Source organism: Mesonia ostreae, assembly GCF_031845265.1.
GTDB lineage: Bacteria > Bacteroidota > Bacteroidia > Flavobacteriales > Flavobacteriaceae > Mesonia > Mesonia ostreae.
Genome location: NZ_JAVRBG010000036.1, coordinates 1 through 2,630, shown reverse-complemented (window position 1 = coordinate 2,630; position 2,630 = coordinate 1). Strand labels below are relative to the sequence as shown.

Annotated in this window: 2 protein-coding genes; both read left to right on the top strand. The window is 40.8% G+C overall.

The features are described 5' to 3' along the window. The coding region (locus tag RLT85_RS15010) for a PorP/SprF family type IX secretion system membrane protein (RefSeq protein WP_311402858.1) at positions 1-725 on the top strand (725 nt) is incomplete at its 5' end. Positions 726-755: 30 nt separating this feature from the next. Beyond that, positions 756-2,630 (top strand): OmpA family protein (locus tag RLT85_RS15005; RefSeq protein WP_311402857.1); only part of this gene is annotated, 1,875 nt, incomplete at its 3' end.

Sequence of the window (2,630 nt, the reverse complement as noted above, 5' to 3'; positions counted from 1 at the left end):
CTTTTTCTGCCCACTCTCCAATAGGCGAGAATACGGGATTAGGACTCTCAGCCATATCAGACGAGATAGGACCAGTAAAAGAGACTAATGTATATGCAGACTTCTCTTATACCTTAGACTTTAATAACAGCGGGAAGTTAGCTTTTGGTATAAAAGCTGGAGCCACTTTTCACGAAGTAGGACTTACCAATTTACAGCTTCAAGATGGCAATGGCGATCTAGGAGCAATAGACCCAGCATTTTCAGCGAACCTTAATGAAACCTATCCTAATATTGGAGCCGGTTTTCTTTACTATACCGATAACTGGTATGCAGGAGTTTCTGTACCCAATATGCTAAAGTCAACACATTTGGATGCAGATCCAGACGGGCGTGAGTATGGAAATGAAGAGTTGCACTATTTTGCTACCGCAGGATATGTATTTCAATTGTCAGAGAATTTAAAGTTTAAGCCCAGTACACTGGTAAAGAGTTCGTTTGAATCTCCTTTATCTTTTGATGTGAATGCAAACTTTTTGTTCTATGATCGTTTTGAAATAGGAGCCTCATATCGCTATGAAGATGCGGTAAGTGGATTGATGAGTATTCGTGCGACAGATTGGATTCAAATAGGCTTTGCTTATGATCATTCCATATCCGATATTGATCAACCCTCTTATGAAGCCTTTGTGATCTTTGATGTATTCTTCAACAAGAAGACTTACAGATCTCCACGTTATTTCTAAACCCCAAACAAACGCAAGACACTATTAATTATGAGAAAAAGATATTATATAGCCGCTGCCCTACTGTTTATGTTTAGTGGCGTGGCACATGCACAAAATAAGTCTACCAAAAAGGCAGACAAGCATTACGACCGTTTAGAGTATGTTAAAGCCATTGAAGACTATGAAAAACTAGTTTCAAAAGGCGATGCAGATGCCTATGTTTACGAGCGCTTAGCCGATTCTTACTACAACCTTTACAATACCAAGCAAGCCGAACGTTACTATAAGATGCATTTAAAAGCTAGCTCAAATGCAAGCGCAGAAGCACATTACCGTTACGCTCAAATGCTAAAGGCAAACAAGAAGTTTGATGAGTCTAATGCTGCGATGCAAGATTTTGCAAACAAAGCCCCCAACGATGAGCGTGCAAAAGCATTTAAAGCCAACCCAGATTATCTTCCACAACTTTTAAATGGAGAACCTAGGTTTGCAGTAAATAAATTGCAACTCAATACCACCTATCAAGATTTTGGAGCCCACGCGGTAGGCAACAAACTTTACTTTGTATCTGCCCGTAATAAATCTAGAAGAGATTATGGCTGGAATGGCCAACCTACCTTAGATGTTTTTGAAGCAACCAAGCAAGGAGATAGCTATACCAATATAAAATTGGTAGAAGGAGATGTGAACTCCAAATACCACGAAGGAACGGTGAGCATCACTCCAGATGGAAAGACGATGTTCTTTACCCGTAATGACTTCTTAGATGGAGACTATGAAAAAGACTCTAATGGGATTGGACAATTAAAAATATACCAAGCCAAGATGATCAATGGGAAGTGGGACGATATCCAAGAGGTAGCGTTCAATGACTCAGAATATTCCACAGGACATACGGCCGTTAGTCCAGATGGGAAGACACTTTATTTCTCTAGCGATATGCCAGGAGGAAAAGGGATGTCAGATCTTTATAAGGTAGAAATAAAAACCGATGGTAGCTTCGGAAGTCCACAAAATCTAGGCGCTGGTATCAATACCGAAGGAAGAGAGGGATTTCCATTTGTAGATAATGAAGGCACACTTTACTTCTCTAGTGATGGGCAGTTAGGCCTTGGAGGACTAGACGTATTCTACGCCAAAGCTTCTGGAAATGGATTTGGAGAGGTTAAGAACTTAGGTCAGCCTATAAACAGTAGCGGAGATGACTTTGCATATAGCTATGGTGTAGAAGAACAGACAGGCTTTGTAAGTTCTAACCGAGGCGCCTTAGAAGGCAAGGTAGCCAATGATAATATTTATCGTGTAGATCAAATCCAAGTTAAAGAGATTATGGTGACCAGTTCAGTGATTGATGAAGAAACTGGAGCAGAGATAGCCAATGCCCAGGTGGTAGTTTATGACTCACAAGAAAATGAGGTAGCCCGTGCGATGACCAATAATAATGGAGTAGCAAACTTCACGTTAATGGCAAATGAGCCTTACGATTTTCAGGTAAATGCAGAGGACTATGAGAGCAATGCCTCTATGGTTGCTAAGGATGCTGAAGGAGAAGTAGATGTAGTGATTGAATTAAGCCCAATAGAAAAAATCATCCAAGAAGAAGAGGTGGTTTTAAGTCCTATTATGTTTGACTTTGACAAATCTAATATTCGTAAGCAAGCGGCCTTTGAATTGGATAAGCTAGTAGCGGTAATGCAGAAATACCCAGAGATGAAAATCAAAGTAGAAGCACATACCGACAAGCGTGGAGCAGCCAACTACAACCAGCAATTGTCTGAGCGTAGGGCACAAAGCACGGTACAGTATGTGATCTCTAAAGGGATTGATGCGTCGCGTATTAGCGGGGAAGGAATGGGAGAGTCTGCACCAAAAGTAGACTGCGAACCTTGTACCGAACAACAATTTGAACTTAATAGAAGATCT